Source organism: Pseudomonas sp. TH31 (genome assembly GCF_016650815.1).
Classification (GTDB): domain Bacteria; phylum Pseudomonadota; class Gammaproteobacteria; order Pseudomonadales; family Pseudomonadaceae; genus Aquipseudomonas.
The window spans coordinates 55,205-80,133 of the sequence record NZ_JAEKEZ010000022.1; the positions used below are offsets into that span (position 1 = coordinate 55,205).

A 24,929-nucleotide genomic window follows, 5' to 3' on the forward strand; every position below is an offset into this window, starting at 1 on the left:
CCTGAAGGCTGAGGGTAACCTGGATGAGTATAGGAAAATGGCAGGGGCGGCTGGATTCGAACCAACGCATGGCAGGATCAAAACCTGCTGCCTTACCGCTTGGCGACGCCCCTGTATCTGTTGCAACGATTACCCAGTAATCGGTTCTTTTAGAGCAGACTTTGCAGCTTGCGATGCAACATCGAAACGTTGCTTCCCTTTGCTACAAACCCTGTAAGGGTCTCTGTAAGAAGGGCCGAGACTTTATCAGCTTCAGCTTTGCTTGGGAAGCCCCCAAACACACAACTTCCAGTGCCGGTGAGTTTTGCTTCGGTAAATTTACCTAACAAATTCAAAGCGTTACGTACAGCTGGGTAACGTCTTGCTACTACCGGTAAGCAGTCATTACGACTGTTTCCCTTGGGAACGGGGCGCACTTTAATGGCAGAAGAGTTACGTGTCAACAACGGATCTGAAAAAATTTCTGCTGTACTTACAGATACTTGCGGCACCAGCACCAGATACCACGGTTCTTCGGGGTCTACAGGGGTGAGTTTCTCACCGACACCCTCGGCGAAAGCGGCATGCCCGCGCACGAAAACCGGGACGTCAGCGCCCAGTGTCAGGCCCAGCGCGGCCAGTCGATCCTCATCCCAACCCAGTTGCCAGAGGTGATTGAGGCCGAGCAACGTCGTCGCGGCATTTGAACTGCCGCCACCGATTCCACCGCCCATGGGCAGAATTTTTTCAATCCAGATGTCGATGCCGAGCGAACAACCGGATTGTTCCTGAAGTTTTTTCGCCGCTCGAACAATCAGGTTACTGTCGTGAGCAACACCCTCGAACTCGGTGTGCAAATGAATCACACCGTCATCGCGCACGGCGAAGGTGATTTCATCAGCGTAATCGAGAAACTGAAAAATCGTCTGCAACTCGTGATAACCGTCTTCACGGCGCCCAAGAATGTGCAGCATCAAGTTGAGTTTGGCCGGCGACGGTAGCGTCAAGCGCGCAGCGGTCATGTTCACTGCCCCAGTTTGCGTGGTTGCCATTCCTTGATCACCAGCGTGATATCAAGGTCGGTGCCGTGCAGTTTGATTCGCTCGGGCAACCAATAGCCGTTTTGTTCGGCGTAACTGAGGTACTCGACCTGCCAGCCATCCTGTTCGAGGCTGGCCAGGCGGCTGTCGGTGTCCAGGGTCAGGCGACTTTTGCTGTCCGGGGCCGGGAGCCCGCGAACCCACCAGGCCAAATTGGACACCGGCAATTTCCAGCCCATTTGCTCTTCGAGCAAGGCTTCAGGAGAGGTCGCGTCATAGCGGCCCTGGTTGGCGACTTCCAGCGACACTTTGCCCGGGCGACCGGTCAGGCGAGCAGCGCCGCGACCCAGCGGGCCGGAAAGACGGATGTCGTAGTAATCCTGTCGCTGCAGCCAGAACAACGTGCCGCTGCCCGAATCCTTGGGGGCGCGAATGCCGATCTTGCCGTTGATCTGCCAGCCGTCGAGGCTGGTCATCTGCTGTTTGTACACGTTCCATTGGGCCGGGTTGCCTTGACCCTGGACCGATTCACGGGCACCGAAGCCCGCGCAACCGGCGAGCAGGGCGATAAAGCTGAAAACAATAACGTGGCGCAAAAACATAATCTTAAAGAGTCTCTGATCCGGTCAGGCGCTTGATGGTGCCGCGCAGGGTAGGGCTGTCGGGCTGGTCCTTAAGGAACTTGCCCCAGATTTGCTTGGCTTCCCGTTGCTTGCCGTTGGTCCACAGGACTTCGCCCAGGTGCGCGGCGACTTCTTGGTCGGGGAAGCGTTCCAAAGCCTGACGCAGCAAGCGTTCGGCCTCATCCAGATTGCCCAGGCGGAAATTCACCCAGCCGAGGCTGTCGAGTACCGCCGGGTCTTCCGGATTGAGCTGATGAGCGTGTTCGATCAGGGCCTTGGCTTCTTCATAACGGGTCGTGCGGTCGGACAAGGTGTAGCCGAGGGCATTCAACGCCATCGCATTGTCCGGGTCGCGCTTGATGATCAGGCGCAGGTCTTTTTCCATCTGCGCCAGGTCATTGCGCTTTTCCGCGAGCATGGCCGGGTGTACAGCAGATTCAGATCGTCCGGGTATTGCAGCAGCGCTTGTTGCAGAACTTTCCAGGCCTTGTCGCCCTGATTGTTGGCGGACAGGGTCTCGGCCTCGATCAGGTACAACTGGATCGCGTAATCGGGTTGAGTATCGCGCTCGGCCGCCAGTTTGCTTTGTGCTTCGGCACTCTTGCCGTTGTTCATCAGGATATCGGCCTGACGCAATTGCGCTGGCAGGTAATCGTTACCGGGGCCGACCTGGGCGTACTCGATCAGGGCGCCTTGCGGGTCGTTGCGCTCTTCAGCGATACGGCCGAGGTTCAGGTGCGCCGAGTCCACATGGCTTTCCCGGGCGATCAGGTCTTCCAGGTAACCCTTGGCCTCGTCCCAGGCCTTGGCTTCCAGGCATACCAGCGCCAGGGAATAACGAAGTTCGTCGTCTTCCGGATATTGCTGAACGAGGCTGGAGAATTCGACTTTGGCGTCGTTCATGCGGTCCTGTTCGACCAGCATGCGGGCGTAGGTCAGGCGCAGGCGTTTGTCGTCCGGGTATTTCCTGATGCTTTTTTGCAGCAGCGGCAAGGCTTCACCGCCACGGTCGAGTGTTTGCAGCAAGCGCGCACGCAACAGGATCGGGGCGATTTCGCCGTCGTCCGGCGGATTGTCTTCGAGCAAGGTCAGCGCGCCTTTGGCGTCGCCGTCCTGCTGCATCAGCAAGGCCTTGCCGAAAATCAACTGGCTGTTCTTTGGATGGCGTTGCAGCAAACGGTCGAAACTTTTCATCAGGCCGTTGCGGGTGCCCTGGTCGGTGTCAGCCGCCGACAAGGCCAGAAAATCGAAATGCGTGTCGCCTTTGCCCTGCAGGACTTTCTCCATGTAGACCATGGAGTCGTCATAACGCCCGGCACGCGCCAGTTGCACGGCTGCCGCCCGTTGCGCCTCGAGGTCGTCCGGGGCGTTTTTCGCCCAGATCAGCGCGGTATCCAGGGCAGCCTGATCGGCGCCCAGGTACTCGGCGATGCGGAATGCCCGCTCGGAGATGCCCGGATCCTGAGTATTGATGGCCTGGGTCACGTAGTTGTCCAGCGCAATGTCGAAACGATTACGTTGGCCAGCCAGTTCGGCGCTCAACAGACTGAAGACGGTTTCTTCACTGAATGAGCTGTAGACCTTGGGCTTTTCAGGGGCTGGAGTGCTGTCTTCAGTCGGCGGCGTACCGTCCGACGACACGGGTGCCATGGCCTGGCAGCCGCTGAGGAAGACAAAAGCGAGGAGCAACGCGGAAGATCTATTCATATAGGAGAAGGACGACTAACCTGCGGTCGGATCATCATGACACAAGCCTTCGGCCAAACATAACCGCCCGGCCAATTTACCCGCGCGCGTTCCCCCGTAGGAGCTGGCGAAGCCTGCGATCTTTTGATCTTGCTCCTTAAAGGCAAAAGATCGCAGCTTCTGTAGGAGCTGGCGAAGCCTGCGATCTTTTGATCTTGCTCTTGGCCATCTTCGACGCAGCCAAAGATCGCAGCCTTCGGCAGCTCCTACAAAAGCCCGGGACCTGTGTAAACGAGAACCGCTCGCAGACTCTGGCGCTTCCTACCGCAGCGATAGATATCGAGTGGTTGTTCTCAATCTGACGAAGTAGGACAATTGCCGGCTTCACGTCACCATCAGCGACCTTGAATGGCCTTTCTTGCACTCGGTATTAACCACAAGACTGCTTCAGTAGACGTCCGCGAGCGCGTGGCCTTTACCCCTGAGCAACTGGTGGAGGCCTTGCAACAGCTCTGCCGACTCACTGACAGCCGCGAAGCTGCGATCCTCTCCACCTGCAATCGCAGTGAGCTTTATATAGAACAGGATCACCTTTCGGCGGACGTCATCTTGCGCTGGCTGGCTGATTATCATCATCTAAGCCTCGAAGAGCTGCGTGCGTGCGCTTATGTGCACGAAGATGATGCGGCAGTTCGTCACATGATGCGGGTCGCCTCCGGGCTCGATTCACTGGTGTTGGGCGAGCCGCAGATTCTCGGCCAGATGAAATCGGCCTACGCCGTGGCCCGCGAAGCCGGCACTATCGGCCCGTTGCTGGGGCGGTTGTTCCAGGCCACGTTCAACGCGGCCAAACAAGTGCGTACCGATACGGCCATCGGCGAAAACCCGGTGTCCGTGGCGTTTGCCGCAGTCAGCCTGGCGAAACAGATTTTCAGCGACTTGCAACGCAGCCAGGCCCTGCTGATCGGCGCAGGCGAGACCATCACCCTGGTCGCCCGTCATCTGCACGAGTTGGGCGTGAAGCGCATCGTCGTCGCCAACCGGACGCTGGAACGCGCGAGCATTCTCGCCGAACAGTTCGGCGCCCACGCCGTGCTGCTCTCGGACATCCCGGCTGAACTGGTGCGCAGCGACATCGTCATCAGCTCCACCGCCAGCCAGTTGCCGATCCTGGGCAAAGGCGCGGTGGAAAGTGCCCTGAAACTGCGCAAGCACAAACCGATCTTCATGGTGGATATCGCCGTCCCTCGGGATATCGAGCCTGAAGTCGGCGAACTCGACGACGTTTATCTGTACAGCGTCGACGATCTCCACGAAGTGGTCGCCGAAAATCTCAAGAGCCGACAAGGCGCTGCCCAAGCGGCGGAAGAGATGGTGTCGATCGGCGCCGATGACTTTATGGTGCGCCTGCGCGAACTGGCGGCGGTGGATGTGCTCAAGGCTTATCGTCAGCAAAGCGAGCGCATGCGTGATGAAGAATTGCAAAAGGCCCAGCGCATGCTGGCCAACGGCAGCAGCGCCGAAGACGTGCTGGTGCAACTGGCCCGCGGGCTGACCAACAAACTGTTGCACGCGCCTAGTGTGCAGTTGAAAAAGTTGACTGCCGAAGGCCGCCTCGATGCGCTGGCCATGGCCCAGGAACTCTTTGCCCTCGGTGAGGGCTCGTCGGATAGCTCGGATAAAAAACCGCAATGAAAGCGTCACTGCTCAATAAGCTGGACATCCTCCAGGACCGTTTCGAGGAATTGACCGCTCTGCTTGGCGATGGCGAAGTCATTTCCGATCAGAACAAATTCCGCGCCTATTCCAAGGAATACGCGGAAGTCGAGCCGATTGTCCAAACCTATAAACAGCTGCTTAAAGTGCAAGGCGACCTCGAAGGCGCCCAGGCACTGCTCAAGGACAGCGACCCGGACATGCGCGAAATGGCCGTGGAAGAAGTCCGCGAAGCCAAGGAGCAACTGATCGAAATCGAATCCCGGCTGCAACGCATGCTGCTGCCCAGGGACCCGAACGACGGGCGCAACGTATTCCTCGAAATTCGTGCCGGCACCGGCGGTGACGAAGCGGCGATTTTCTCCGGCGACCTGTTCCGCATGTATTCGCGTTACGCCGAGCGGCGTGGCTGGCGGGTGGAGATTCTCTCGGAGAACATCGGCGAGCACGGCGGCTTCAAAGAAGTCATTGCCGGGTCGAAGGCGAGAATGTCTACGGCAAGCTGAAATTCGAATCCGGTGCGCACCGTGTGCAACGGGTGCCGGCGACTGAATCGCAGGGTCGCATCCACACCTCGGCCTGCACCGTGGCGGTGTTGCCCGAGCCGGACGAGCAGGAAGCGATCGAGATCAATCCGTCGGACTTGCGGATCGATACCTATAAATCTTCCGGCGCCGGCGGTCAGCACGTTAACAAAACCGACTCGGCAATCCGCATCACGCACTTGCCGTCCGGTATTGTCGTCGAATGCCAGGAAGAACGTTCCCAGCACAAGAACCGCGCCCGGGCGATGTCCTGGCTGTCGGCCAAGCTTAACGACCAGCAGACCAGCGCCGCTGCGAATGCCATCGCCAGCGAGCGTAAGCTGCTGGTGGGGTCAGGTGATCGCTCCGAGCGGATCCGCACCTACAACTTTGCCCAGGGCCGTGTCACCGACCACCGGGTCAACCTGACGCTGTATTCCCTCGACGAAATCCTCGCCGGTGGTGTCGATGCAGTGATCGAGCCGTTGTTGGCCGAGTACCAGGCCGACCAATTGGCGGCGATAGGTGAGTAAATGACGATCATTGCCAGTTTGTTGCGTGCTGCCGAACTCCCCGACTCTCCGACGGCGCGCCTGGATGCCGAATTGTTGCTGGCGGCTGCCTTGGGCAAGTCCCGCAGCTTCCTGCATACCTGGCCCGAGCGCATTGTGCCGAGCGAAGCGGCGCTGACCTTTGCCAGCTATTTACAGCGTCGTCGCGGCGGTGAGCCGGTGGCTTACATTCTGGGTCTGCAAGGTTTCTGGAAGCTTGATCTGGAAGTCGCGCCGCACACGCTGATCCCGCGCCCGGACACCGAGTTGCTGGTGGAAGCTGCGCTGGAACTGTTGCCCGCTACACCGGCCTTGGTCCTTGACCTGGGCACCGGCAGCGGCGCGATTGCATTGGCCCTGGCCAGCGAGCGTCCGGCCTGGAAGGTGACTGCTGTCGACCGTGTACTCGAAGCCGTGGCATTGGCCGAGCGCAATCGCCAGCGTCTGCACCTCAACAACGCCACGGTGCTGAGCAGTCATTGGTTCAGCGCCCTGGAAGGTCAACGCTTTGAGCTGATCATCAGCAACCCGCCGTACATCGCGTCCGCCGATCCGCATCTGGTGGAAGGTGACGTGCGTTTTGAGCCGGCCAGTGCCTTGGTCGCCGGTGTCGACGGGCTCGACGACCTGCGTTTGATCGTCGCCCAGGCACCGGACTACCTCGAAGCCGGTGGGTGGTTGATGCTGGAACACGGCTATGACCAAGCCGGCGCGGTGCGTGATTTGCTGCTGACCCGTGGTTTTGAAGAAGTCCACAGCCGCACCGATCTGGGCGGTCACGAACGGATCAGCCTGGGGCGCCTGCCGTGCTGAATGATCAGGAATTGTTGCGCTACAGCCGGCAGATTCTGTTGCAACACGTCGACATCGACGGTCAGTTGCGGCTCAAACAAAGCCGTGTGCTGATCGTCGGCCTTGGTGGCCTGGGTTCTCCCGTCGCGCTGTACCTGGCGGCGGCCGGTGTCGGTGAGCTGCATCTGGCGGACTTCGATACGGTCGACCTGACCAACCTGCAACGCCAGATCATTCACGACACCAACAGCGTTGGCATGAGCAAGGTCGATTCGGCGATCCGCCGTTTGAGCGCGATCAATCCCCAGATTCAACTGATCGCCCATCGTGCGGCGCTGGACGAAGATTCCCTGGCCGCTGCGGTTGCAACGGTGGATCTGGTACTCGACTGCTCCGACAATTTCTCCACCCGCGAGGCGGTCAACGCCGCGTGTGTGGCGGCTGGCAAACCGCTGGTCAGCGGCGCGGCGATTCGTCTGGAAGGGCAGTTGTCGGTGTTTGACCCGCGCCGTCCGGAGAGTCCCTGCTACCACTGCTTGTATGGTCACGGCAGCGAAGCCGAACTGACCTGCAGCGAAGCCGGGGTCATCGGCCCGCTGGTGGGGCTGGTCGGCAGCCTGCAAGCGCTTGAAGCACTCAAGTTGCTGGCCGGTTTTGGCGAGCCGCTGGTCGGCCGCTTGTTGTTGATCGATGCCTTGGGCACGCGTTTTCGTGAGTTGCGGGTCAAGCGTGATCCGGGTTGCAGCGTTTGTGGGCCGGCCCATGCGTGAAGCGCCGATTGGCGTGTTCGACTCCGGCGTCGGTGGGCTTTCGGTGCTGGCCGAGATCCAGCGTTTGCTGCCTGACGAGTCGCTGTTGTATGTCGCCGACTGCGGGAATATTCCCTACGGCGAGAAAACCCCCGAATTCATCCAGCAGCGCTGCAGCGTGATCGCCGATTTCTTGCGGCAACAGGGTGCCAAGGCACTGGTGTTGGCCTGCAACACGGCTACCGTGGCCGGCGTCGCCAATTTGCGTCGTGATTATCCCGAATGGCCCATCGTCGGCATGGAGCCCGCGGTCAAACCGGCCGCGGCGGCCACCCGCAGTGGCGTGGTCGGTGTATTGGCTACAACCGGCACCTTGCAAAGCGCCAGGTTCGCTGCGTTGCTCGACCGTTTTGCCGCCGATGTGCGCGTCATCACCCAGCCATGCCCAGGCCTGGTAGAGCTGATTGAAAGCGGCGACTTGCACAGTGCGACCCTGCGTCAGTTGCTTCAAGGCTATGTCGAGCCGCTGTTGGCCGCCGGCGCCGACACAATAATTCTCGGCTGTACGCATTACCCCTTTCTAAAGCCATTGCTTAAGCAGATGATTCCGGAGCCTATCAGCCTGATCGATACCGGTGCCGCTGTTGCGCGGCAACTGCAACGTCTGTTGGCCGAGGGGCAATTGCTCGCCGAGGGACCTGCTCGTGCCGCGCAGTTCTGGACCAGTGCCGAGCCGGAACATTTCAGAAATATCCTGCCGGTACTGTGGCATTCGTCCGGCGTTGTGCGAAGCTTCGACGGTTAGAGAAAATGCTGGGGCAAACGAGTAATTGGGGTGAACTTCCAATTAAGCGTCGACTTCTATAGCTGTGTCTGTGAGCTACAAAAAAAACCACACGAAATCGTTCGGAAAAGGATGTTTCTAATGAAGCGACTATTCTGTTTGGCCGCGATTGCGACCGCATTGATGGGGCAAAGTATTACCGCTCAGGCGGCTGGCGTGGAGTTCGGGATCGGCCAGACCAGCGATTCGACCATGACCTACCGCTTGGGCCTGCAATTCGATTGGGACAAGACCTGGCTGCAAAGTGACGTCGGTCGTGTGACCGGTTACTGGAGCGGCGCCTACACCTATTGGGATGGCGACAGGACGCCCGCCGCCAGTAGCCTGTCGTTCTCGCCGGTATTTGTTTACGAGTTTGCCGGGCAAAACGTCAAACCGTATGTCGAAGCGGGGATTGGCGTGGCGTTGTTTTCCCGTACCCAAATTGAAGACAACAACATTGGCGAGTCCTTTCAGTTCGAAGACCGCTTGGGTTTTGGACTGCGCTTTGCCGGTGGGCATGAGATCGGGATTCGTGCGACGCACTATTCCAATGCCGGGATCAACAGCAGTAACGGTGGAGTAGAAAGCTACGCGTTGCACTACACGATGCCGTTGTAAGCGCGGTCAATGTGGGAGCGGGCTTGCTCGCGAAAGCGATTTAACATTCAACATTTACGTTGACTGTCGGTCCGCTTTCGCGAGCAAGCCCGCTCCCACATTAGATCGTCGGTGATTTCGCTTTCAGCGATAAACCGACACAATCCCCTGACGCTCTTCCATACACTCCGGCGACCCCGTCTCGAATTCCCGGCAGATCAGCGGGCGTTTTTCGTAGATGGTGCACATCATCGTGTTGCGATCCAGCGCCGCGCACCAGCCGTCATCCAGGCGCAACATCACTTCCCCGCCCCAGTCATCGGTATCGATAAAACGTTCGGGCACGCCGGTTTCGGTGATCAGCATGACTTCGAGCTGGCAGCAGCAGGCTGAGCAGGTCGAGCACGTGACCGCCGGCTCGGCGATTTGCGTGAGGGGGATGGTTTTCATGGGGCGCAGTGTAAGGCAGTGGATCGATGCTGTGTGAAAGGCCTGACGGACGCTCAGTCGGGGTGATCCGCCGCCAGCCGCCGGGCCATGAAGTGCAGCGTCGGAAACAGCATCGCCCAGAGCAGACCGATGCCAATCAGCGTCGGAATCTGGCCGTAGGGAAACTGCACGCCCGCCAGTTGGCTGCCGGCGTAGTACGACAGCGGTCCACCGATGGCGCCGAGCAGACTGGCCAGCCACCAAGGGCTGGCGCTCCACATCAGGCAGTGGCGCAAAGTGGTCGCCAGCAGCGCCCACAGCAGCATCAGCCACAGCGGAATCAACGGCGCGACGTCGGTAAAATCGAATACTCCCAACCCGCGTAATGAACTGTCGACGGTGGTGCCGAGCAGCACCACGCTGAGGATGAGGCGACCTTCGTCGACCCAACGACTTATCCACAGCAGATGAATCACCAGCGCCGCCAGTGCCACCAACAGCCACAGACTGTTGCCGCCCACCACGCAGGCAAACCAGCCGACCTGAAACAGCGCGGCGTTGGCCAGGCGTTCAAGCATCGAAACGGCCGAGCAGTGGCGCCGGCATTGCCGCCGGTTTGGCCAGCAGCAATTGGGCAGTGCCGATGGTGCGCTCCAGGAAGCCGCCTTCGCAGTAGCACAGGTAAAACTCCCACAGCCGCAGGAAATAATCGTCGTAGCCCAATTCGCTCAGCCGACCGTGGGCGCGACGAAAGTTCTCATGCCACAGGCGCAGGGTTCGGGCGTAGTGCAGGCCGAAATCCTCCATGTGCAGCAGGTTCATGTCGGTATCGCGGCTGACGATCTCCAGCATCTTCTGCACGCAGGGCAGCGCACCACCGGGGAAAATGTAGCGCTGGATGAAATCGACATGGGTCTTGGCTTGTTCGTAACGTTGCTCGCGGATGGTGATTGCCTGCAACAGCATCAAGCCGTTGCTCTTGAGCAGATGGGCGCATTGCTTGAAGTAGGTCGGCAGGAAGCGATGGCCAACGGCTTCAATCATCTCGATCGACACCAGTTTGTCGTATTGCCCGGTGAGGTCGCGGTAATCCGAGAGCAGTAACGTCACCTGCTCTTGCAGGCCAAGTGCTTCGATCCGCTGGGCGGTGAAAGCGTACTGCTCTTTGGAGAGTGTCGTGGTGGTGACTTTACAGCCGTAATTTTGCGCCGCGTAAAGCGCCATGCTGCCCCAGCCGGTACCGATTTCCAGCAAGTGGTCACTGGGTTGCAGGGCGAGTTTCTGGCAGATCCGCGCCAGCTTGTTCAGTTGCGCCTGTTCCAGGCTGTCTTCGGGCGTGAGGAACTGCGCCGCCGAATACATCATCGTCGGGTCGAGAAACTGCTCAAACAGGTCGTTGCCCAAGTCGTAATGAGCCGCGATGTTTTTCTGCGAGCCCTTGCGCGTATTGCGGTTAAGCCAGTGCAGTCCTTGCACGAACGGCCGGCTGAGTCTGGCCAACCCGCCTTCCAGCGCATCCAGCACTTCAAGGTTGCTGACGAACACCCGGACCACCGCCGTCAGATCGGGCGAGCTCCAGTAACCGAGGATGAACGCTTCACCGGCCCCGATCGAGCCGTTGCTCGCCACCAACCCCCAGACCGAAGCGTCGAGAATATGGATTTCCCCCAGCAGATGATTGCCAGCCGTGCCGAATACATGGCGTTCGCCGTCTTCGACCACGACCAGTTGCCCATGTTCGAGGTGCGCCAGTTGGCGCAGCACGCCCCGGCGCAGCAGCGAGCCGGACAGGCCGTTGGTGCTGAGCAGGTTGGCTTTGGCCGAAATGCTAGAGGATTTCATGGCGGCGATCCTTTGGGGGGGACGATGGCGGTTTGAAAGCTGCCATCGGCAGCCTGATGAGCAAAAATCGGTGCGCGCTTGAGCAACAGGCGAATGGCCTGCCAATAGATCGCCAGGCAGGTTTTCGCGGTCATCCAGGGGAAGCGCCGCAAGTAACGGTGCAGGCTGTCGCGATCCAGCGCCTCGCGTTGCAGGTTGAGCGTGGCGTCGAACAGTTTCAGTTCGCCCTGCCAGTCGGCCATGTGCACTCCGAGCTTTTGCGCGGCGGGGCTGAAACTCATGCGGTATTCGAGGTCGCGCGGCAAAAACGGCGAAACATGAAACGCCTTGGCCACGGCGAAATGTTGGTGGAAATCCTGCAAGTCCACGGGGGCCTTGGCCGGCAACACGTAGTGATAACGCTCGCGCCACGGGGTGTTGGTGACTTCGCAGAGAATTGCCGCCAGTTGGCCGTCGGCTTCGTGGCAATAGAAAAAACTCACCGGATTGAACGACAGACCCCAGCTGCGGGCCTGGGTCAGCAGGCAGATCGAGCCTTGCGGCTCATGGCCGATGGTTTGGCCAACCTGCTGGCGCACCGCATCGATCAGGCGCATCCCGGTGCCGGTAAAGCCTTTCAAATAGTCGTTCTCGCGAAACGAGAAGGGTGCAAAACGGCTGCTGCCCGACAACGGCGACAACCCGAGCACGGCGTCCTGCTCATCGAGGTCCAGGTACAGCAGGCCGATCCGGTAGCGGAATTCGTGGCGTCTGGGGGCAAACCGCCGATGGGCGATCCAGCCGCTGTAGAGGGCGCTGTTCACAGCGTTTCACCCAACGAGCGGGCAACGCGCAGAGCACTGACCACCCCGTCTTCGTGAAAGCCGTTGGCCCAATAGGCGCCGCAATAATGGGTGTGCTGCACGCCGTCCAATTCTTCCCAGCGCTGCTGCGCCGCCACGGCTTTGAGGCTGTATTGCGGATGGGCGTAAGTGTATTTGGCGAGCACCTTGAACGGGCTGATGCCGGCGCCCTGATTGAGGCTGACGCAGAACGTGGTGTCGCTCTGGATGCCTTGCAGGATATTCATGTCGTAGGTCACGGCGGCCAATGCATGTCCGGCGCCACCGAGTCGATAATTCCAGCTGGCCCAGGCGAGTTTGCGTTTGGGCAGCAGACGAGTGTCGGTGTGCAGTACCACTTCGTTGTCGGCGTAGGGCAGGGCGCCGAGGATCGACTGTTCGGTGCTGCTTGGTCTGGCCAGCAGCGCCAGCGCTTGATCGCTGTGGCAGGCGAACACCACTTTATCGAAGCGCTCGCTGCCGACGGTGCTGTGGATAACGACGCCCTCTTCATCGCGTTCGACGCGGGTCACCGGGCAGTTGAGCCGGATCTTGTCTTTGAACGATGCGGTCAGCGGCGCGACATAAGCGCTGGAGCCACCTTCGATCACGCACCATTGCGGACGATTGCTGATGGACAGCAACCCGTGATTCTTGAAAAAACGGATGAAGAACTGCAACGGGAAACCGAGCATGTCGGCCATGGACATCGACCAGATTGCCGCGCCCATCGGCACGATGTAATGCAGGATAAAGCGCTCGCCGTAGCCGCCGGCGTTCAGGTATTGACCGAGGGTGGTGTCGGCGGCGATTCGTTGTTCTTCGAGGTCGCGCGGAGCTTCTTTATTGAAGCGCAGGATGTCGCACAACATGCCCCAGAACCCTGGCGACAGCAGGTTGCGCCGCTGGGCGAACAGGCTGTTGAGGTTGTTGCCGTTGTATTCGAGACCTGAGTCCGGGTCGGTGACAGAGAAGCTCATCTCGGTGGGTTTGAAGCCCACGCCGAGTTGGCCCAGCAAGCGAATGAAATTCGGGTAAGTCCAGTTGTTGAACACAATGAAACCGGTGTCCACGGCATAGCGCTGGCCATCGACGGTCACCTCCACGGTGTGGGTGTGCCCGCCGACCCAGGCGCCGGCTTCGAACAGGGTGATCGCGTGGCTGCGATTGAGCAGGTAGGCGCAAGTCAGCCCCGAGATACCGCTGCCGATGATGGCGATGTTCACGACTGATCCTTGATCGGCGGATTGCTGCGCACCATGCGTTTGCCGATCGCCAGTTTCACCCGGTTGGGCATTTTCGACAGTGGCCAGAGGGCGGCCATGAAGAGTGCCGGGAAAGCGATTTCCAGTGGACGGTTCTTCAGTCTGGAAAAGATGTGCCGCGCGGCTTTATCCACAGGCCAACTGAGCGGCATCGGGAAGTCGTTTTTCTCCGTCAGCGGCGTGTCGACAAACCCTGGGCTGACCACGGTGACTTCAATACCTTCGCACGCCAGGTCGATGCGCAGGGATTCGAACAGGTAACGCAGCCCGGCCTTCGACGCGCCGTAGGCTTCGGCCCGAGGCAGCGGCAGATAGGTCACCGAACTGGCGACGCCGACCAGATGCGCTGCAATGCCGGCGCGAAGCAACGGCAGGGCTGCTTCGATGCAATAGCTGCTGGCAAGCAGGTTGGTGCGCACCACATGCTCGACGATCGATGCATCGAACTGCCTGGCGTCGATGTATTCGCAGGTGCCGGCGTTGAGGATCACTGTGTCCAGGGAGCCCCAGTCTGCGGCAATCCGCTCACCGATCTCACGCACGGTCTGGCTATTGGTCAGGTCCCCTGCCACCACCATCACTTGCCCGGGATAGCGCTGGGACAGGACTTTCAGTGGTACTGCCGAGCGTGAACTGACGGCCAGATGAGCGCCGGTTTTCAATATTTCTTCGGCGAGCGCGGCGCCAATGCCGCTGCTCGCACCCGTTAACCAGTATCGCCGTGGAGGTGTAAGACTCATCCCATTCTCCTTTTCAGCCAGGCAATGGCCCGGCCCAATATGGGGAGGTGTTCATAGAGGAGTGCGCCGGCATCGAAGTAATCCCGGTGGCGATAAACCTTGTCGTGCCAGAGCAGGTGCGAGCAGCCGTCGACCCGAATCAACTGGCCGCCGGCCAGGCGCGGGTGGCGGTAGCTCATGACCCAACGCAAATAACCTTCGCCTTCGCCAATCTGGTCGAAGCCGTGAAAGTCGAAACGCAGTTCACTGACGTTGGCATAGAGCTCTTCAAAGTAGCTACGCAACTGCACCAGGCCCTGAACTTCGTGCAGCGGATCAGTGAACTGCACGTCGTGGGTGTAGAGCTGATTGAGCCGTTGCAGATTGTCTTTGTTCAGGTCCGAAAACTGCTGGGCAAAGCGCCGCAGGAATTCACTCATGACCACCTCCGGCGTCCTGTCGCGATGGCAGGTTCTTGAATGCGGCCAGGGCTCGCTCGCGAGACTTGCCGAGATTGACGATGGGCGATGGATAATCTGTAACGCCGAACAAACCGCCGGCATTCGCCGGGTTGTGCACTTCTTTTGTTCAGCCCGGCCAGTTCCGGCAACCAGTGCTTGATGAACACACCTTCGGCGTCGAACTTTTCAGACTGGCTCAGCGGGTTGAAAATCCGGAAGTAGGGCGCCGAATCGGTGCCGGTGGACGAGCTCCATTGCCAGCCGCCGTTATTCGCCGCGAGGTCGCCGTCGATCAGGTGACGCATAAAGAAGCGCTCGCCTTCGCGCCAGTCGATCAGCAGGTTCTTGGTCAGGAACATTGCTACCACCATGCGCAGGCGGTTGTGCATCCAGCCGGTTTCGAGCAATTGGCGCATGGCCGCGTCGATGATCGGCAGGCCGGTGCGGGCTTCTTTCCAAGCCGCGAGTTCATTTGGCGCATCGCGCCAGGCCAGGGCTTCGGTTTCCGGGCGGAAGGCGCGATGGCGCGAGACCCGTGGGTAACCCACCAGAATGTGTTTGTAGAACTCGCGCCACAGCAGCTCGTTGATCCAGGTGACTGCGCCGACCTTGCCGCTTTCGAATTCGCCCTGATTACTTTGCAGCGCGGCGTGCAAACACTGGCGCGGGGAAATCACCCCGGCCGCGAGATAAGCCGACAGCTGGCTGGTGCCGGGCTTGGCCGGGAAGTCGCGCTGGCTCTGGTAGTCATCGATTTGCGCGTCGGCGAATGTATCGAGCCGGCGCTTGGCTTGCGCTTCACTGGCGGGCCACAGGGCGCGCAGGCTTTCTTTTGGTGTATCGAAGCCTTCGACACTGACCGGGATTTCATCACTGGCGATGGCCTGGGGCGCTTGAACTCCGGGAGCGACCACCAGGCCTGGCAATGAGTGGCGCAGTCGGTCGTAGCAGACTTTGCGGAACTGACTGAACACTTGGAAGTACGTCCCGGTTTTGGTCAGCACAGTGCCCGGCGATAACAGCAGTTGATCGAGGTAGCTGTGGAAGTCGATGCCGGCTGCTTTCAGTGCCTGGGCCACTGCATTATCGCGGCGGGTTTCATGAATGCCGTATTCCTCGTTGACGTGCACCGCGCCGATCTCCAATTGCCGACACAGGTCGAGCAGAACCTTCGGCGCGGCGTCCCAGCGTGACGCCTGACGGACCAGCAGGGGAATGTTGAACTTGACCAGTTCCAGGCTCAACTGGCCCAGGTTGCGCAGCCAGAAATCCACTTTGCAGGGGGCGTCGTCATGCTCCAGCCATTGCTCCGGGCTCAACAGATACACCGCCACACAAGGGCCGCGGGCTGCGGCGGCCGAAAGGGCGGTGTTGTCGTGTAGGCGCAAGTCGCTGCGCAGCCAGATCAGTTGCATGGTGGTGTCCGTACGATTCATTAAATAAGCCCGCGCTGAACCAGTTCCTGATGGGCCGACAAGGGATCTTCGGCCAGGAATAAATCAGCGATTTCGGTAGTTCTTACGGACAACTCGGCGTGGTGGATGCACACCGTTGGTCCGACAATCATTTTTGGGCAGCTGACACCATTCAAAAGTTTTGGCAGCTGCGCAAGGTTCATGGCTCTGCTGGAATACAGCAGTACGCCACGGGCTTGCAGGTGATCGACCGCCAGGGCGAGTTCGCCGGCCGGCAATGGCCAGTCGAAGACTTCCACCGGGCAATCGGCACTGCTGATCAGCCATGCGGTGAGCCACAGGTGAGGTTCCAGGGGCAAATCCGACTGATTGATCAACAGCAACGGCGCGGTGCGCAACTGACGGTTGTTATGGTAGATGCGTGCGCCGAATTTGCTGCGTAACCAGGAATGAAAGAACACCCGCTCCATCTGCGCACCGAACTGGCCTTGCCAGCGTTGTTCCAGTTCGGTCAACAAAGGCATCAGCAACTGTTGGCACAAGGTCCGTGGCGGGTACAACGCCATGGCTTGGTTAACGCTGTCATCAAGGGTACGTTCGTTCAGTTGAGTGACCGATTGCAGCAGCGTGTGACGCAGCAATTGCCAGTCGTTTTCGATGGCCTCGGTGAAAGCCTGTGGGGTGTCGAGCAATTGCTTGACCTGGCTGACGGCGACGCCGCGATTGAGCCAGGTAAGAATTGTCAGGATTCGTTGGACGTGCTCGGCCGAGAACAACCGATGCCCCTTGGGTGTGCGTTGCGGCACGATCAAGCCGTAGCGCCGCTCCCAGGCGCGCAGGGTAATGGCGTTGACTCCGGTCTGGCGCGCGACTTCACGAATCGGCAACCAGCCTTCGTCCAGGGCTTTCTTGAAGTCGGCGCCGAGGTCTTCGCTGGCGCTGGTGTCGGGAGTGTCGTTCATTTAGATCGCATTTCGCAGGCTGAGGTTTTCCGGGTGCGGTTGCAGGTAAACCTGTTGCGCAATGTACGGATCGGGGTGTTGCCGCAAGTGATGCTTGAGCAGCGTCAGCGGTACCACCAAGGGCACGATGCCTTGGCGGTATTGGCCGATGACATGCTGCATTTCCCGTTTGTCTTCAGCGCTGATGGCCTGTTTGAGATAACCACTGATGTGTTGCAGGACATTGGTGTGGGTGCGTCGGGTGGCGCATTTTTTCAGCGCCTCCATCAGCTCGCTGAAATAGCGCGGGCCAAGGTCCTCGGGGGCGGTCTGGCCCATGTTGCCCAGCAAGTTGCCCAGGGTTTTGTATTGCACCGGGTTGTGCGCCATCAGCAGGTATTTGTAGCGCGAGTGGAATTCGATGAGGCCGCGACGAGTCAGGCCTTCTTCCAGCAGTTGTTGCCAGGCACTGTAGGCGAACACGCGGGTCAGGAAGTTCTCCCGCAGCACCGGGTCGTTGAGCCGGCCGTCTTCTTCCACCGGCAGGTCCGGGTGTAGTTCGCAGAACGCCTGGGCGTAGATACCGCGACCACTGCCCTCCACCGGGGCCCCGTTGGTGTGATGGACCTTGACCCGCAACAGTCCGCAGGACGGTGATTTCTGCATGAAGATGTAGCCGCAGATATCGCCCAGTTCAATAGCCATCTGCCGACCGTACTCGGCGAGCGGCTGAGTGACGTTAATCTGCGGGTTGACCGTGCCGACGGCTTCGGGATGGTCGGGATCGCCGATCAGGCGAATGGGCTCGCGGGGGATGCCGAGGCCGATCGCGACTTCGGGGCACACCGGGACAAAATCGAAGTAATCAGTGAGGGTCCGACTGCACAGCCGCGACTCCTTGTGCCCGCCGTTGAAGCGCACCTCGGCACCCATCAGGCAGGCGCTGATGGCGATTTTCAGTTTGGCGGTGGCAATGGACATCGAAGCACCTCGAATCTAAACCTGTACAGAATATTTGCTCTGTACAACATGGTCTTCATCATAGATTCAGAGGTGTACAAGTCAAATTATTTGTATAGGTTTTTTGCAGGATTGCGAGGAACCCTTTGTAGGAGCTGCCGAAGGCTGCAATCTTTTGATCCTGGTTTTTGGGAGTGGCTGAAGAGCAAGATCAAAAGATCGTTCGAACGCGGCCCGAGCCCTCGGCAGCTCCTACACCCAGCCCATTCGCCAGAGGGATTCGTTTTTCAGGACCTGCCAATCAAAGCGCTCACTACGCCGAGTCAACACCGCCTGCAATTCAACCGCCAGCACCGTGCCTTCCTCATCACGGAACAACTCGGTCACCAGAAAATGTTTTTCGCGGTTTTCCGGCTGGGCTGCTGTCCATTTCGACAGCAGCAACTTACTCGGATTAATGCGCTTCACTGCAAGTGCTCATGCAAGCGGCGGGCGGCTTCCTGGCCGCTGAGCCAGGCGCCTTCGACGCGTCCGGACAAGCACCAGTCGCCACACACGTACAGGCCCAGATCGGCGTCCGCCAACACCCCCATTCATGACTGTTGGCGGGACGGGCGTAGAGCCAGCGGTGGGCAAGACTGAAGGTCGGTGCGGGCATTGCGCTGTGCAGCAGTTCGGCGAAAGCACCATGCAATTGCTCGATCACCGCTTCCTTTGGCAGGTCGATATGTTGCCGGCTCCAGGCGCTGGTGGCGTGCAATACCCACGTGTCCATTGTGTTGTCGCGCCCGGGTTTACTGCGGTTTCGTGCCAGCCAGTCGAGGGGGCTGTCTTGCACGAAACAGCCTTCCATGGGCGTATCCAGCGGTTTGTCGAAGGCCAGGGCGATGGCCCAGGTCGGGTCCATTTTTACCCCGGCAGCGGCACCTGCGAGTTTCGGCGCAGCGGCCAGCAGTGCGGTCGCCTGAGGCGCCGGCGTTGCAATCACCACGTGACTGAACGGCCCATGGGTGAAGCCTTCGGCGTCCTGTAGATGCCAGTGTTCTTCACCGCGATAGACTTCAGTGATCCGGCAGGCGAAATGCACTTCCAGGTCCCCGAGCAGCGCGCGGGTGATCGCGCTCATGCGCGGCGTGCCGACCCAGCGCGTCTGTTCGTCCGGCGACAGGTTGAGCTGGCCGCCCTGAAACGTATAGAGCTGCGGTGTCCATTCAGCAACCCAGCCATTGGCTTGCCAGCGCTGGACCTCGTTGACGAAGCGGCGGTCGCGAGCCGTGAAATACTGCGCACCCATGTCCAGAGCTCCGGCGTCACTGCGCTTGCTCGACATGCGTCCGCCGCTGCCACGGCTTTTATCGAAGAGTTGAACGACATGCCCGGCCTCCGTGAGGGCCTGGGCGGCTGAAAGTCCGGCGATGCCGGTGCCGATGATTGCGATAGGTACAGTCATAGGGGCCTCGTTTACCTTTCTGTACAGACTACGCTGCGGTTTAAACCTGTACAATATTGTTTTTTGGTATAACTTTTAGCATTCTCGTTCTGACAGCTTCGCCTATTGTTAAACACAGACACTGCCCGATACCAAAGATCCCTGCATATAAAAATAGACTAGTGATCAAGGTAAAACGCCACGCGAGGAAGAAGTCATGCACATATTGCTGACCGGCGGTACTGGTTTGATAGGACGTCAGCTCTGCCAACACTGGTCGAGCCAGGGGCATCGCCTCACGGTCTGGAGTCGCACGCCTGAAAAAGTGGCGAAAATATGTGGTACTCAGGTGCGAGGCATTGCCCGTCTCGAAGACCTTGGCGAGCAATCGGTGGATGCCGTTATCAACTTGGCGGGTGCGCCAATTGCCGATCGCTTGTGGACTGGCCGGCGCAAAGCGCTGCTCTGGAGTAGTCGGATTACCCTGACCGAAACGTTGCTGGCCTGGTTCGAAAGTCGTGAGCAAAAACCACAGGTGCTGATTTCCGGCTCCGCGGTTGGCTGGTATGGCGATGGTGGTGAGCGCGAGTTGACTGAGAACTCGCCGCCGGTGATCGATGATTTCGCCAGCCAATTGAGCATCGCCTGGGAGGAAACGGCCCTGCGTGCCGAGGCTTTGGGCATTCGGGTAATTTTGCTTCGCACCGGGCTGGTGCTATCCGCCGAGGGCGGTTTTTTGTCACGGTTGTTGCTGCCGTTCAAACTGGGGCTGGGCGGGCCGATCGGCAGTGGTCGGCAGTGGATGCCGTGGGTTCATATCAAGGATCAAATCGCCCTGATTGATTTTCTACTGCATCGCAACGACGCCAGCGGTCCCTATAATGCCTGTGCGCCAAAACCGGTGCGCAATCGCGAATTTGCCAAGACGCTGGGCGCCGTGTTGCACCGCCCGGCGTTCATGCCCATGCCGGCCCTGGCGTTGAGGGTGGGCCTGGGCGAGTTGTCATTGCTGTTGCTGGGTGGCCAGAAAGCCATGCCGGCGCGCTTGCTGGAAGCGGGTTTCACTTTCCAGTTCACTGATTTACGCGCGGCTTTGGACGATCTCTCCAGCCGCCTTTGAAATAGGACGTTGCATGACCGATCACGCGTTGCTTCTGGTCAACCTGGGCTCACCGGCCTCCACCTCGGTGGCGGATGTGCGCAGTTACCTCAATCAATTTCTGATGGACCCATATGTGATCGACCTGCCGTGGCCGGTACGACGCTTGCTGGTGTCGCTGATCCTGTTCAAGCGCCCGGAACAGTCGGCCCACGCCTACGCCTCGATCTGGTGGGAGGAGGGCTCACCGCTGGTGGTGCTCAGCCGTCGCCTGCAACAGGCCATGACCGCCCAGTGGACTCACGGCCCGGTGGAGCTGGCGATGCGTTACGGCGAGCCGTCGATTGAGTCGACCCTGGTGCGCCTGGCCGCCCAGGGCCATAAACGAATTACCCTTGCGCCGCTTTATCCACAGTTCGCCGACAGCACCGTGACCACGGTGATCGAGGAAGCCAAACGTGTCGTGCGCGAGAAAAAACTCGATGTGCAGTTCTCGATTCTCCAGCCGTTCTACGACCAGCCGGAATACCTCGATGCGCTGGTGGCCAGTGCCAAGCCCTATCTGGAGCAGGATCACGATCACCTGCTGCTCAGCTTTCATGGTTTGCCGGAACGGCACCTGACCAAGCTTGATCCGAGCGGCCAGCATTGTTTCAAAAACGAAGACTGCTGCAAGAACGCTTCGCCGGCCGTATTGGCGACGTGCTACCGCGCCCAGTGCCTGCGCACCGCGTCCGAATTTGCCAAGCGCATGGGCTTGGCGCACGGCAAATGGTCAGTGTCATTCCAGTCGCGCCTGGGCCGGGCGAAGTGGATCGAACCCTACACCGAAGCACGCCTCGATGAGCTGGCCAAAAGCGGCGTGAAGAAGATTCTGGTGATGTGCCCGGCGTTTGTTGCCGATTGCATCGAGACGCTTGAGGAAATCGGGGATCGCGGGTTGGAACAGTTCCGCAAAGCGGGAGGGGAGGAGTTGGTGCTGGTGCCGTGTCTTAACGATGATCCGCAGTGGGCGAAGGCGTTGAAAACGTTGTGCGAGCGAGCGCCGTTGGCCCTTTAAAAGCTTCGTCGGAACGCCGCCCGGAGCAAGCCTTGCTCCTACAGGATTTGTGTCGATCCACAATGGTGTGTTCGACCCAATCCTGCAGGAGCAAGGCTTGCCCGCGATAGCGATCTTGAGGCCTGCTTACAACAACGGATCATCCGCCTTCTTGTGCTTCCAGCTGTCATTGCCCGGCAGCAACAGGTTCAGCGCAATCGCCACCACCGCGCACAGCGCGATGCCCTTGAGGCCGAAGTCGTCTGGCCCCGTGCCGGTACCGACCAGCACGCCGCCAATCCCGAACACCAGGGTCACCGAGACAATCACCAGATTGCGCGCCTCGCTCAGATCAATCTTGTGGCGAATCAGCGTGTTCATGCCCACTGCGGCAATCGAGCCGAACAACAGGCACAGGATCCCGCCCATCACCGGCACCGGGATGCTTTGCAGCAGCGCACCGAATTTGCCGACGAACGCCAGGCTGATGGCAAAGATCGCCGCCCAGGTCATGATTTTCGGGTTGTAGTTTTTGGTCAGCATCACCGCGCCGGTGACTTCGGCGTAAGTGGTGTTGGGTGGGCCGCCAAACAGGCCGGCTGCGGTGGTGGCAATGCCATCGCCGAGCAGGGTGCGGTGCAGGCCAGGTTTTTTCAGGTAATCGCGACCGGTCACGCTACCGACTGCGATCACGCCGCCGATATGTTCGATGGCCGGAGCCAGCGCTACCGGGACGATGAACAGAATGGCCTGCCAGTTGAATTCTGGTGCGGTGAAGTGCGGAATCGCAAACCATGGCGCGGCGGCAATCTTCGCAGTGTCGACCACGCCAAAATAGAACGCCATGGCAAAACCGACCAGCACACCGGAGATAATCGGCACCAGGCGGAAAATGCCTTTACCGAACACTGCGACGATCACGGTGGTCAGCAGCGCCGGCATCGAGATCAGCATCGCGGTCTGGTAATGAATCAGCTCGGAACCGTCACCAGCCTTGCCCATCGCCATGTTGGCGGCAATCGGCGCCATGGCCAGGCCGATGGAAATGATCACCGGACCAATCACCACGGGTGGCAGCAACCGGTCAATGAAACCGGTGCCTTTGATCTTCACGGCCAGGCCGAGGAAGGTGTAGACGAAACCTGCCGCCATCACGCCGCCCATGGTCGCTGCGAGGCCGAACTGGCCCTTGGCGAGGATGATCGGGGTGATGAAGGCAAAACTCGACGCCAGGAACACCGGCACCTGACGCCCGGTGACGATCTGGAACAAAATGGTCCCCAGACCTGCGGTGAACAGCGCCACATTCGGGTCGAGGCCGGTAATCAGCGGCATCAACACCAGGGCGCCGAACGCCACGAACAGCATCTGTGCACCCGACAGCACCGTGCGCCAGAGCGGATCGTTGAACTCTTGCGGCATGCTCAAGCGTCCTTCTGCTTGGTGCCGAAGATCTTGTCACCGGCATCGCCCAGGCCCGGGATGATGTAACCGTGCTCATTGAGTTTTTCGTCGATGGAGGCGGTGTAGATCATCACGTCCGGGTGAGCTTTGCCAACGGCAGCGATGCCTTCGGGAGCTGCCACCAGGACCATGGCGCGAATGTCCCGGCAACCGGCCTTTTTCAGCAGATCGATGGTTGCGACCATGGAACTGCCGGTGGCGAGCATCGGGTCGATGATCATCGCCAGGCGTTCGTTGATTTCCGGAACGAGTTTTTCCAGGTAGGTGTGAGCCTGCAGGGTTTGTTCGTTGCGGGCCACGCCTACAGCGCTGACTTTGGCTCCCGGGATCAGGCTCAGCACGCCTTCGAGCATGCCGATACCGGCGCGCAGGATTGGCACCACGGTAATTTTCTTGCCGGCGATTTTCTCCACCGACACGGTGCCGCACCAACCTTCGATATCGTAGGTTTCCAGCGGCAGGTCTTTGGTGGCTTCATAGGTCAGCAGGGCACCGACTTCCTGAGCGAGCTCACGGAAATTCTTCGTGCTAATGTCTGCGCGGCGCATAAGGCCAAGTTTATGACGGATCAGCGGATGGCGGATCTCTTGGATGGGCATGGGGAAAGGCTCCGGCGGCGGGCAAAAAAACCGGCCTAGATTAATCTATCCGAGGGTGTTGTCCTATAGACATACAGTACGTTAGTCCACAAACGCTTGATCTGGCCTCGCTTGATGCGTACCTTTGCCCGCTTTTCCTGAATCCGTCCCTCCCTGGAGAGCGCCATGCCTGCTGATCTCGAGCATATCCGTCAAATCATGCGAGAGGCTGACTGCCTGTACACCGAAGCTGAAGTCGAGGCGGCCATCGCCCGTGTCGGTGCACACATCAACGAACAGCTGGCTGACACCAACCCGGTGGTGTTCTGTGTCATGAACGGCGGCCTGATTTTCGCCGGCAAGCTGCTGACCCATTTGCACTTCCCGCTGGAAGCTTCCTATCTGCACGCCACCCGATATCGCAACGAAACCAGCGGCGGCGACCTGTTCTGGAAGGCCAAGCCGGAAGTTTCGTTCCTCGATCGCGACGTGCTGATCATCGACGACATCCTCGATGAAGGGCACACCCTGGGCGCGATCATCGACTACTGTAATCACGCTGGTGCGCGCAAAGTGCACACTGCCGTGCTGATCGACAAGGACCACGACCGCAAGGCTCGCCCGGACCTCAAAGCCGATTTCGTCGGCCTGCCGTGCATCGACCGATACATCTTCGGTTACGGCATGGACTACAAAGGCTACTGGCGTAACGCCAACGGGATTTTTGCTGTTAAAGGCATGTAAGCCCCGCCGTACCTCAAAAGATCGCAGCCTTCGGCAGCTCCTACAGGGGATTGATGTACATCCCGTAGGAGCTGCCGAAGGCTGCGATCTTTTGCTTTTAATGCCGTGATAAAGTGCTCGGCCCCGCCCTCCGGAGCCCGTCATGAGTCTTTTGATCCGTAGCTGCGCCACCCTGTTGCTGACCTTCAGCCTGCCTCTGGCCGCTGCTCCGGCGCCGCTGCACGCGCAGTTTCTGCCGCCGGATGACCTGACCCTGCGTGACGCTGAGCCGGAGCAACAACAACTGTTGCAGGTCACCGAGTATTCGGTGGTGGTGGGTAGCCAGCGCCAGTCCACCCAACAGCCGATCCCGGTCACGTCGCCACTGCTGATCCGCCTCAAGGGCAAATCCTTGAACAAGGGGGCGAGCATCAATCAAGTGCTGGTCAACTTCGATGGTGAAAGCAAAAGTCTGAAAAAGCCGATCTATGACGAAAAAAGCAAAACCCTGACGCTCTACTACCCGCTGGCTCAATACCGGGTGGTGATCGATCTGCTGCGCAACGACACGGTGTATTGCCAGTTCCTCAGCTACGCCAACGGCCATGTCTGGGCCGATCTGCACACCGGCAGCGTTCGTTCGCGTTGAGCCCGGCGTCAA

23 protein-coding genes, 1 tRNA gene and 5 pseudogenes are annotated in these 24,929 nt (G+C 59.5%); 11 read left to right on the top strand and 18 right to left on the bottom strand.

Annotated elements, in window-relative coordinates; all coding sequences use genetic code 11:
- Positions 1-38: 38 nt before the first annotated feature.
- The 4 genes and pseudogenes from JFV26_RS14855 to JFV26_RS14870 form a co-directional block, all read right to left on the bottom strand.
- A tRNA-Gln gene (locus JFV26_RS14855) sits at positions 39-113 on the bottom strand.
- A 36-nt stretch (positions 114-149) separates the two neighbouring features.
- Positions 150-1,001: a 4-(cytidine 5'-diphospho)-2-C-methyl-D-erythritol kinase gene (gene ispE / locus JFV26_RS14860; RefSeq protein WP_201193839.1), complete on the bottom strand. Its 852-nt coding sequence runs from the start codon at positions 999-1,001 to the stop codon at positions 150-152.
- A gap of 2 nt (positions 1,002-1,003) precedes the next feature.
- Positions 1,004-1,621 carry a lipoprotein insertase outer membrane protein LolB gene (gene lolB, locus JFV26_RS14865; RefSeq protein ID WP_201193493.1) on the bottom strand — a complete coding sequence of 206 codons (618 nt, stop codon included), beginning with the start codon at positions 1,619-1,621 and terminating at the stop codon, positions 1,004-1,006.
- A gap of 4 nt (positions 1,622-1,625) precedes the next feature.
- A pseudogene (locus JFV26_RS14870) lies at positions 1,626-3,349 on the bottom strand (tetratricopeptide repeat protein).
- A 387-nt stretch (positions 3,350-3,736) separates the two neighbouring features.
- Between JFV26_RS14870 and hemA the strand changes: the two are divergent.
- The 7 genes and pseudogenes from hemA (at position 3,737) to JFV26_RS14900 (ending at position 9,104) form a co-directional block, all read left to right on the top strand.
- A complete protein-coding gene (hemA, locus tag JFV26_RS14875) occupies positions 3,737-5,023 on the top strand; it encodes a glutamyl-tRNA reductase (protein ID WP_201193495.1) in 1,287 nt (428 codons plus the stop codon).
- Positions 5,020-5,573: pseudogene (locus tag JFV26_RS34895) on the top strand (PCRF domain-containing protein); the annotation flags it as partial. The gene hemA and the pseudogene JFV26_RS34895, both read left to right, overlap by 4 nt.
- Before the next feature lie 9 nt (positions 5,574-5,582).
- Entirely contained in the window at positions 5,583-6,101 is a 519-nt protein-coding gene (locus JFV26_RS34900) for a peptide chain release factor-like protein (protein ID WP_446739932.1), read from the top strand.
- Positions 6,102-6,932 carry a peptide chain release factor N(5)-glutamine methyltransferase gene (prmC, locus tag JFV26_RS14885; RefSeq protein WP_201193497.1) on the top strand — a complete coding sequence of 277 codons (831 nt, stop codon included), beginning with the start codon at positions 6,102-6,104 and terminating at the stop codon, positions 6,930-6,932.
- Positions 6,926-7,681, top strand: coding sequence for a molybdopterin-synthase adenylyltransferase MoeB (locus JFV26_RS14890; RefSeq protein ID WP_201193499.1), 756 nt, complete (start codon positions 6,926-6,928; stop codon positions 7,679-7,681). The genes prmC and JFV26_RS14890 overlap by 7 nt, the downstream gene beginning before the upstream one ends.
- Positions 7,674-8,465, top strand: coding sequence for a glutamate racemase (gene murI / locus JFV26_RS14895; RefSeq protein WP_201193501.1), 792 nt, complete (start codon positions 7,674-7,676; stop codon positions 8,463-8,465). Before JFV26_RS14890 ends, murI begins: the two co-directional genes overlap by 8 nt.
- A gap of 120 nt (positions 8,466-8,585) precedes the next feature.
- A complete protein-coding gene (locus JFV26_RS14900) occupies positions 8,586-9,104 on the top strand; it encodes an acyloxyacyl hydrolase (RefSeq protein WP_201193503.1) in 519 nt (172 codons plus the stop codon).
- A 123-nt stretch (positions 9,105-9,227) separates the two neighbouring features.
- Here the strand turns inward: JFV26_RS14900 and JFV26_RS14905 are convergent, their stop codons facing one another.
- The 12 genes and pseudogenes from JFV26_RS14905 to JFV26_RS14960 form a co-directional block, all read right to left on the bottom strand.
- On the bottom strand, positions 9,228-9,533 hold the full coding sequence (locus JFV26_RS14905; RefSeq protein WP_201193505.1) for a YkgJ family cysteine cluster protein: 306 nt from the start codon (positions 9,531-9,533) through the stop codon (positions 9,228-9,230).
- A 53-nt stretch (positions 9,534-9,586) separates the two neighbouring features.
- Positions 9,587-10,090: a DUF2878 domain-containing protein gene (locus tag JFV26_RS14910; protein WP_201193507.1), complete on the bottom strand. Its 504-nt coding sequence runs from the start codon at positions 10,088-10,090 to the stop codon at positions 9,587-9,589.
- Positions 10,083-11,354 (bottom strand): SAM-dependent methyltransferase, encoded by a 1,272-nt coding sequence (locus JFV26_RS14915; RefSeq protein ID WP_201193509.1) that lies wholly within the window; start codon positions 11,352-11,354, stop codon positions 10,083-10,085. The genes JFV26_RS14910 and JFV26_RS14915 overlap by 8 nt, the downstream gene beginning before the upstream one ends.
- Positions 11,341-12,157, bottom strand: a pseudogene (locus JFV26_RS14920) (DUF1365 domain-containing protein). Before JFV26_RS14920 ends, JFV26_RS14915 begins: the two are co-directional and overlap by 14 nt.
- Positions 12,154-13,401, bottom strand: a complete 1,248-nt coding sequence (locus JFV26_RS14925; RefSeq protein ID WP_201193513.1) for an FAD-dependent oxidoreductase — start codon at positions 13,399-13,401, stop codon at positions 12,154-12,156. Before JFV26_RS14925 ends, JFV26_RS14920 begins: the two are co-directional and overlap by 4 nt.
- A complete protein-coding gene (locus JFV26_RS14930) occupies positions 13,398-14,180 on the bottom strand; it encodes an SDR family NAD(P)-dependent oxidoreductase (protein ID WP_201193515.1) in 783 nt (260 codons plus the stop codon). The genes JFV26_RS14925 and JFV26_RS14930 overlap by 4 nt, the downstream gene beginning before the upstream one ends.
- Positions 14,177-14,599: a nuclear transport factor 2 family protein gene (locus tag JFV26_RS14935; protein ID WP_201193517.1), complete on the bottom strand. Its 423-nt coding sequence runs from the start codon at positions 14,597-14,599 to the stop codon at positions 14,177-14,179. The genes JFV26_RS14930 and JFV26_RS14935 overlap by 4 nt, the downstream gene beginning before the upstream one ends.
- Positions 14,592-16,035, bottom strand: a pseudogene (phrB, locus tag JFV26_RS14940) (deoxyribodipyrimidine photo-lyase). Before phrB ends, JFV26_RS14935 begins: the two are co-directional and overlap by 8 nt.
- A gap of 20 nt (positions 16,036-16,055) precedes the next feature.
- Complete coding sequence (locus JFV26_RS14945) at positions 16,056-16,997, bottom strand: MerR family transcriptional regulator (RefSeq protein WP_201193519.1); 942 nt, start codon at positions 16,995-16,997, stop codon at positions 16,056-16,058.
- Positions 16,998-17,957 (bottom strand): YbgA family protein, encoded by a 960-nt coding sequence (locus tag JFV26_RS14950; RefSeq protein ID WP_201193520.1) that lies wholly within the window; start codon positions 17,955-17,957, stop codon positions 16,998-17,000. It lies immediately after the preceding gene.
- Positions 17,958-18,188: 231 nt separating this feature from the next.
- Positions 18,189-18,404 carry a TIGR02450 family Trp-rich protein gene (locus JFV26_RS14955; RefSeq protein ID WP_201193522.1) on the bottom strand — a complete coding sequence of 72 codons (216 nt, stop codon included), beginning with the start codon at positions 18,402-18,404 and terminating at the stop codon, positions 18,189-18,191.
- Positions 18,401-19,386 (bottom strand): annotated as a pseudogene (locus JFV26_RS14960) (NAD(P)/FAD-dependent oxidoreductase). The gene JFV26_RS14955 and the pseudogene JFV26_RS14960 overlap by 4 nt, the downstream one beginning before the upstream one ends.
- Positions 19,387-19,582: 196 nt before the next feature.
- On the opposite strand from JFV26_RS14960, the gene JFV26_RS14965 reads away from it, so the two are divergent.
- Positions 19,583-20,485, top strand: a complete 903-nt coding sequence (locus JFV26_RS14965; protein ID WP_201193524.1) for a TIGR01777 family oxidoreductase — start codon at positions 19,583-19,585, stop codon at positions 20,483-20,485.
- 13 nt (positions 20,486-20,498) lie between these two features.
- Positions 20,499-21,524 (top strand): ferrochelatase, encoded by a 1,026-nt coding sequence (gene hemH, locus JFV26_RS14970; RefSeq protein WP_201193526.1) that lies wholly within the window; start codon positions 20,499-20,501, stop codon positions 21,522-21,524.
- A 126-nt stretch (positions 21,525-21,650) separates the two neighbouring features.
- On the opposite strand, the gene JFV26_RS14975 is transcribed toward hemH, so the two are convergent.
- Positions 21,651-22,925, bottom strand: a complete 1,275-nt coding sequence (locus JFV26_RS14975) for a uracil-xanthine permease family protein (protein ID WP_201193528.1) — start codon at positions 22,923-22,925, stop codon at positions 21,651-21,653.
- A gap of 2 nt (positions 22,926-22,927) precedes the next feature.
- Positions 22,928-23,566, bottom strand: coding sequence for a uracil phosphoribosyltransferase (upp, locus tag JFV26_RS14980; RefSeq protein WP_201193530.1), 639 nt, complete (start codon positions 23,564-23,566; stop codon positions 22,928-22,930).
- Between the two features lie 165 nt (positions 23,567-23,731).
- Between upp and JFV26_RS14985 the strand changes: the two genes are divergently transcribed.
- Together JFV26_RS14985 and JFV26_RS14990 are read left to right on the top strand one after the other, a co-directional pair.
- Positions 23,732-24,289 (top strand): hypoxanthine-guanine phosphoribosyltransferase, encoded by a 558-nt coding sequence (locus JFV26_RS14985; protein WP_201193532.1) that lies wholly within the window; start codon positions 23,732-23,734, stop codon positions 24,287-24,289.
- 142 nt (positions 24,290-24,431) lie between these two features.
- Positions 24,432-24,917, top strand: a complete 486-nt coding sequence (locus tag JFV26_RS14990) for a hypothetical protein (RefSeq protein ID WP_201193534.1) — start codon at positions 24,432-24,434, stop codon at positions 24,915-24,917.
- Positions 24,918-24,929: the final 12 nt, after the last annotated feature.